General features: G+C 66.2%; 5 protein-coding genes and 1 pseudogene. All 6 read right to left on the minus strand.

Annotation, left to right across the window (positions count from 1 at the left end):
* Positions 1–460 (minus strand): annotated as a pseudogene (locus ASG92_RS15905) (D-glycerate dehydrogenase); the annotation flags it as partial.
* Between the two features lie 2 nt (positions 461–462).
* Positions 463–1,452: a hydroxymethylglutaryl-CoA lyase gene (locus ASG92_RS15910; protein ID WP_056630209.1), complete on the minus strand. Its 990-nt coding sequence runs from the start codon at positions 1,450–1,452 to the stop codon at positions 463–465.
* Positions 1,449–2,699, minus strand: coding sequence for a CaiB/BaiF CoA-transferase family protein (locus ASG92_RS15915; RefSeq protein ID WP_056630210.1), 1,251 nt, complete (start codon positions 2,697–2,699; stop codon positions 1,449–1,451). The genes ASG92_RS15910 and ASG92_RS15915 overlap by 4 nt, the downstream gene beginning before the upstream one ends.
* A 54-nt stretch (positions 2,700–2,753) precedes the next feature.
* Complete coding sequence (locus tag ASG92_RS15920; protein WP_056630211.1) at positions 2,754–4,205, minus strand: SLC13 family permease; 1,452 nt, start codon at positions 4,203–4,205, stop codon at positions 2,754–2,756.
* Between the two features lie 226 nt (positions 4,206–4,431).
* Entirely contained in the window at positions 4,432–5,493 is a 1,062-nt protein-coding gene (locus ASG92_RS15925; protein ID WP_056630212.1) for an NAD(P)-dependent alcohol dehydrogenase, read from the minus strand.
* A gap of 37 nt (positions 5,494–5,530) precedes the next feature.
* A partial coding sequence (locus ASG92_RS15930; protein ID WP_157372246.1) for a carbohydrate ABC transporter permease occupies positions 5,531–6,062 on the minus strand: 532 nt, incomplete at its 5' end.
* Positions 6,063–6,781: the final 719 nt, after the last annotated feature.

Here is a 6,781-nt window from a genome sequence, read left to right on the forward strand (position 1 = left end):
CGAAGCCGGCCAGGCCCAGCACCGCGCCGGAGACGTCCCGGCCCAGCAGGAGCTCCGGTTCCCAGCCCAGGAACTTGCCGTCGCGGACCAGCCGGTCGGCCTCGATCACGCGGCGGGCGGTGCCGAGGATGAGCAGCATGGCGATGTCCGCCGTCGCGTCCGTCAGGACGCCGGGGGTGTTGCCCACCAGGATGCCGTGGCGGGTGGCGGCGTCGACGTCGATGTTGTTGTACCCGACCGCGAAGTTGGACACGCCCCGCAGGCGGGCGTCGGCCAGGAGCGGCGCGTCGATGACGTCGCGCAGTTGGGTGAGGACGACGTCGAAATCGCCCGAGGCGCACAGCGCCGCCAGGGCCTCGTAGTCGGGCGGTTCGGGCAGCACGGTGACCCGGCCGGCGTCGGAAAGCAGCTGAAGCCCGGGCTCAGGGATGGCGGTGGTGACCAGGAAACTGTTGCCCACGCTTAGTTGCCTCCTGTGGTGCACGGTGCGGGAGTGGTTTTGTCCGACGGGAGGACCCAGTCGAAGGCTGCCGCGTTGGACCGGGCGCCCTGGGCAGCCTTGGAGCGGTTGGGTTCGCCCAGTTCCGCAAGCAGCTTCTCGGACAGGACCACCAGCTCCGCGAAGGTTTCCGTGGTCAGCCATCCGGGCCGGGTGGCAAACAGGATGTCCTCGCTGGAGGTGTTGCCGCTGGCACCGGGGGCAAAGGGGCAGCCGCCCAGGCCGCCGAGGGCGCCGTCCACCATGGCAGCGCCGGCCTGGACAGCGGCGAGGGTGTTGGCCACTCCAAGGCCCCAGGTGTCGTGGCCGTGGTAGACGATCCTGCGGAGCGGGGATTCTTCCCGGACCCGGGTAATCAGACCTGAGACCTGGGCCGGGATGGCCTGCCCCAGGGTGTCGCAGAGGACGATGTCCGTGGTCCCCTCGGTTCGGGGGTCGTTGGCGATGGACAGGACGCGCTCCTCGGGCACCGTTCCTTCGAAGGGGCACGTGAATGACGTCGCGATACAGAGCTGGATCTGCCCGCCGACAGCCTGCGCGTACTTGACCGCCTCGGGCAAGGCAGCGAGGCTTTCCTCGGTGGTGCGGCCAATGTTCGCTTTGTTGTGCGAGTCCGACGCCGACAGGCAGTACTGGAAGTTCCGCGCTCCGGCGGCCGACGCCTTGGCCACGTGACCGGGGGTGGCCACCCAGATCCAGCACTTTTCCAGTTCCCCGGGCGTGAGGGCCTGCACTACTTCCAGGGTGTTGGCCATGGTGGGGACGAGGTCAGGGCGGGCCATGGAGCCCAGTTCGATGGCGGGCACGCCCAGGCGCAGCAGCTCCCGCACCGTTTCGACCTTCCGCTCGGTGGGGAGAAGCTTCCCGGTGAGCTGGAGCCCGTCCCGCAGGGTCACGTCCCTGAGTATGGTCTTGCCCAATGTTGAGGCGAGGGTGTTTTGGTGGCGGTTCATGGCTGGAGGGCCTCCTCGCGGCCGGAGGCCGCACTGATCTCCGAGGGGTCCATGTTGAGGAGCCCGCCGAGGATTTCTTCGGTGTTTGCGCCCAGGTCAGGGCCGAGGTTCCGGATGGGGAGCGATTGGTCTCCGATGACGGGGACGATGCCGGGGAAGCCCACGCCGGGCAGGATTTCGTCTCCGGTGGAAACGTCGAATTTCTGGATCATGTTGCGGGCTGCGTACTGGCTGTCGGTGCTGATGTCGGCCGCCGTATAGATGGGGCCGGCGGGTACGCCGGCGGCTTCGAGTTCCGCGAGTGCGTCGGCAGCGTCAAGCTCGCACGCCCATGTCCCGATGGCCTGGTCCAGTTCTTCGCGCCGCGCCCAGCGGCCGGCGTTGGTCTGCAAGGACGGGTCCTCCGCCAGGTCGGGACGTCCGATGGTGTGCATGTACCGCTGGTAGATCGAGTCCCCGTTGCCGGCCACGACGATGCTTGCGCCGTCCCTGCAGATGTACGCGTTGGAGGGGGCTATCCCTTCCATCCGGCCGCCCACGCGCTGCCGGTCCACGCCGTACGCCTGATAGTCCGGGATGAGGGATTCCATCATGGAGAACATCGCTTCGTTGAGTGCGACGTCGATGACGCGCTCGGTGAGCGGCACCGCGCCAGCCGCGTCCCGGCGTCGTGCTTCCCTTTGGTACAGGCTCATCATGGCGCCGAAGGCGGCGTAGAGTCCGGCGATCGAGTCTCCGATGGAGACACCCACGCGGACGGGCGGGCGGTCCGGGTCGCCCACCAGGTTCCGGAACCCTCCGTAGGCTTCGGCGACGGCGGCAAAACCGGGCCGCTCGGACAGCGGACCCGTCTGCCCGAAGGCCGAGATGCGGGTGATGATGAGTTCCGGGTTGGCTTCGTTGAGCACCTCGGGGCCGAGGCCCCACTTTTCCAGCGTGCCGGGCCGGAAGTTTTCCAGCAGGATGTCCGACTTGGCGACGAGTGCGAGCACGGCCTGCTTGCCGGCCTCGGTTCTGAGGTCCAGCACGACGGACTTCTTGTTGCGGTTGATCGTCCGGTACAGCATGGAGGTGTCACCCTTGTGCAGGCGCCAGTTGCGCAGCTCGTCCCCGGTTCCGGGCCGTTCCACCTTGATCACTTCGGCACCGAAATCGGCAAGCAGCCTGCCGGCCGTGGGCGCAGCAATATAGTTGCCGAGTTCAAGGACGCGTACTCCCTCCAGGGGCGCGATGCGTGTCTCTGTCATTTGGTTCTTCTTCTTTCGTGGGCGTGATATCTGGGACGGACGGGCTGTGTCCGGTCAGAACAACAGGCTCATGGGCAGGATCAGCAGGATCGCGACGACGGAGGCCACCGAGACCCCGACCGTGACCGATTTCAGCGCGCCCCTCACGCTCTGCCCCAGCAGTGACTGCAGGAGCCAGAAGGTGTTACTGGTGACGTGGACCATGAACAGTGATCCGGCGCCGGCGGCGAGGGCCAGGAGCACGGGATCCAGCCCGATGGCCGGAGCAATCGGAGCCAGCAGTCCGGCCGCGGTGATGGCGGACAGCGTGACGGAGCCGACGGCGATATGAAGCACGGCGGCGATGGCCCAGACCACCAGGAGCGGGGCAACGGTGCTCGCTGAGAAGAATCCGCCCAGGATGTGGCCGAGGCCCGCTGCGGCGACGGTTGCGGCGAGGGATCCTCCCACGCCGGTGAGAATCAGGATCTGTCCGCTTTCCTTGAAGCCCACGGCGATGGCCTGCTCGACGCGTTTCTGGCCGATGGCGGAACGGGTGACGAGGCAGGTGCCGATCAGGCCGATCAGCAGGGCAATGACGGGCTCACCGAGGAGCTGCAGCCAGGGCAGGTCAATCTTCAGGATCTGCAGGATGGCGCCGGCTCCGATGAGGAGCAGTGAGGTCAGGAGCGGGGCGAAGAGCAGAATCAGCGGCGCCTGCTTCTGTTCGTGTTCTGCCAGAGCGACGGCGGCGCTGACCGGCCGGGCGGCAGATCCGTCGGAGCCGGGGTTGTGTCCGCCAGGTGCCGTCGAAGCGGAAGGGTTCGAACCGCCGTCGTACTCGTCCTCCTCGCCCTCGCGGTCTTCCTCCTCGACGAAGGTGTGGTCCTCGTCCTTCGCCTCGTTCCAGAAGCCGCGGCGGAAGAGGAACGTCATGATGGCAATGGAAATGATGATGGTCGGGATGACCAGGAGCAGTCCGCACAGCAGCATTTTCCCAAGTGGCACGTTGAGGAGGCCGGCCAGGGCGAGGGAGGCGACGCCGGGAACCGTGAAGACGATGCCGCATTCGAGGGCGATGGCCATGGCGGTTGCCATGCGGGCGGTGCCGAGTTTGCCGATCTTCGGTGCCAGCTTGCGTGCCAAGGGAGCGGAGATGACGAGCAGCACGTCCAGGAAAATAGACTGGAGGACCGTACCGATGGCCAGGCCCATGGTGTAGGGCAGTCGCTTGGGGCCGAACGTATTCAGCAGGTGCTCCACGAGGCGCCGGATGGCGCCGCTCTGGTTGAGGATGGAGCCCATTAGCACACCGAAGGCGATGAGCAGGCCCACGTCCACCATGATTTCGCCGAAACCGGACGTGATGGTCTTGACTGTTTTTTCGACGCCGAGGCCGGCGGCGAGGCCCAGGTACACCGAACCGATGACCAGGGCGATGACGGGATTGACTCTGAAACGGACGATCAGGACGACGGCGGCCAGGACCGCCACGGCCGTATTGATCAGGACAGCTATGTCTGACATGAGGGGAATCCGATCGTTGGGCCTTCCACGTTGAAGGCTTGGGAACAGATGTGCACCGTGAGGAGGGCCACATCGCTAAACCCATATTATGGGATTAAACTCATAATGCAAGACGTTTAGGGATGCGACTTTGACTGTGACGTCCTCGTGCCTGCCGTCCGGGGCTGATCTGGACTGCTCCGGTTGGGGTGTGGGCGGGCGCTGCCGCCCACACCCCGTGGCCCGCTTAGCGGCCCGGGTAGACCACGGCTTTGAGCTGCCCGGGCTGCTTGCCTGCTTTGAGCGCTTCCTCCGATTCGGCCAGGGCGAACTTGCCGGTGACCAGGATGTCCAGGTCCACTTTTCCGTCGGCGATCAGCTGGATGGCCAGCGGCCAGGTGTTGGTGTAGCGGAAGACGCCGGAGAGCCAGATCTCCCGGTTCTGGATGTACGAGACGGGGAGTTCGACGTCGTCGGCCCCGAGCCCCACAAGGATGACCCTGCCGGCGGGACCGACGGCCTTGATGCCGGAACGGACCGCCTGTGGGGCGCCGGAAGCGTCGATGAACGCGTCGACGTCGAGCCCTTCGACGTTGTCGGTCCTGGCGTTGAGTGCGTGGGTGGCACCGTGTTCCAGGGCGAAGGCCAGGCGGTCCTCGGCGATGTCGCTGATGTAGATTTCGGTGGCGCCGAACGCCCGGGCGGCCTGGGCTGCGATGATGCCGATCGGGCCGGCGCCGGCGATCAGCACGCGGCTGCCGGGCCTGATGCCCGCGCGCTCGCAGGCCCAGAGACCGACGGAGAGGGGCTCAATCAGGGCTGCTGCCTCGTCGCTGACGCTGTCCGGGATGTCGTAGGCGAAGTCGCTCTGGATGGTGACGTATTCGGCGAAGGCGCCGTCGATCGGCGGGGTGGCGTAGAACTCGATGTCGGGGCACAGGTTGTACCGTCCGGCTTTGCATTGCTTGCACGTGCGGCAGGGGCGCTGGGGTTCGACGGCGACCCGCTGGCCGATCCGGGCGGGGTCAACGCCGCTTCCGACGGCGGCGATGCGGCCGGAGAGTTCGTGGCCCAGGATCAGCGGGTGGTCCACCACGTAGTCGCCGATCCGGCCGTGTTCGTAGTAGTGGACGTCGCTGCCGCAGACGCCGACGGCGGCGACCTGCACCAGGACCTGGTCGGCATCCAGCTGCGGAACTGACAGGGTTTCCATGGCCATGTCGCCCTGGCGTTTCAGGACGGAGGCACGCATCGTGGCCGGTACTTCCGGGCGTCCGAGGGCTGGAGACGGGGCGGTTGATGTTGTCATCGAAGTAATCCTCTGAGAATCGAAGTGGGATGGCCGGTTACTTGACGGCGCCGAGGGAGAGGCCCTGGACGAGCTTGTCCTGGGCGGCGAAGCCGGCGAACAGCACCGGGAGTGAAATGACGACGGCGGCCGCGCAGACTTTCGCCAGGAACAGTCCCTGGCTGGAGACGAAGCCGGTCAGGAAGACCGGAGCGGTGCCGGCCACCACCCCCGTGAGGACACGGGCCAGCARCAGTTCGTTCCAGCTGAAGATGAAGCAGATCAGCGCRGTGGCCGCGATGCCGGGCATCGCCACCGGGGCAATGACCTTGCGGAGGGTCAGGAGCAGGTTTGCTCCGTCGATCTGGGCTGCTTCGAGCATTTCCACCGGCACTTCGGCGAGGAAGGAGCGCATCATCCACACCGCGATCGGCAGGTTCATTGACGTGTACATCAGGATCAGGAACCAGATGTTGTCCAGGGCGCCGGTGGTCTTGGCGAAGAGGTAGAGGGGCAGGATCGCGGCGACGACGGGCATCATCTTGGTGGAGAGGAAGAAGAACATGACGTCGGTCCACTTCTTCACCGGCNGTGGTCTTGGCGAAGAGGTAGAGGGGCAGGATCGCGGCGACGACGGGCATCATCTTGGTGGAGAGGAAGAAGAACATGACGTCGGTCCACTTCTTCACCGGCCTGATGGAGAGCGCGTAGGCSGCCGGGATGGCCAGCGCCAGSACCARGACGGTGGAGAGGATCGAGGCGGTGGCGGAGTTGATCAGCGGCGGCCAGGGGCTGACGCCGGAGCTGGCGCCGAAGAACTCCTTGTAGGCGTCCAGGGTGAGGTTGGCCGCAATCGACGGCGGGTTGGTGGCTGCATCGTTTTCCGAGTGGAAGGAGGTAGCGCGGCTCCCAGCTCTGCGGCNAGAGGATCGAGGCGGTGGCGGAGTTGATCAGCGGCGGCCAGGGGCTGACGCCGGAGCTGGCGCCGAAGAACTCCTTGTAGGCGTCCAGGGTGAGGTTGGCCGCAATCGACGGCGGGTTGGTGGCTGCATCGTTTTCCGAGTGGAAGGAGGTCAGGATCATCCACAGAACCGGTGTGGCGAACAGCAGTGCCAGCAGCCAGGCCGCGATGCCCGCTGCGGTGTTGTTGCGGGTCGGGTCCATGCGGGACTTGCCGGCGAACTTTCCGAATAATCCGCGGCGAGAACCGGTGCTGGGGGCCGTCGGGCCGGGGACGGAGTTCTTGGGTGCGGCAGGAGTGAGCGTGCTCATCGTGCTGCCTCCTTCTTGAAGAGCGAGAAGACGGTGC

Origin of the sequence: Arthrobacter sp. Soil736 (assembly GCF_001428005.1) — a bacterium.
Taxonomy (GTDB): Bacteria; Actinomycetota; Actinomycetes; order Actinomycetales; family Micrococcaceae; genus Arthrobacter.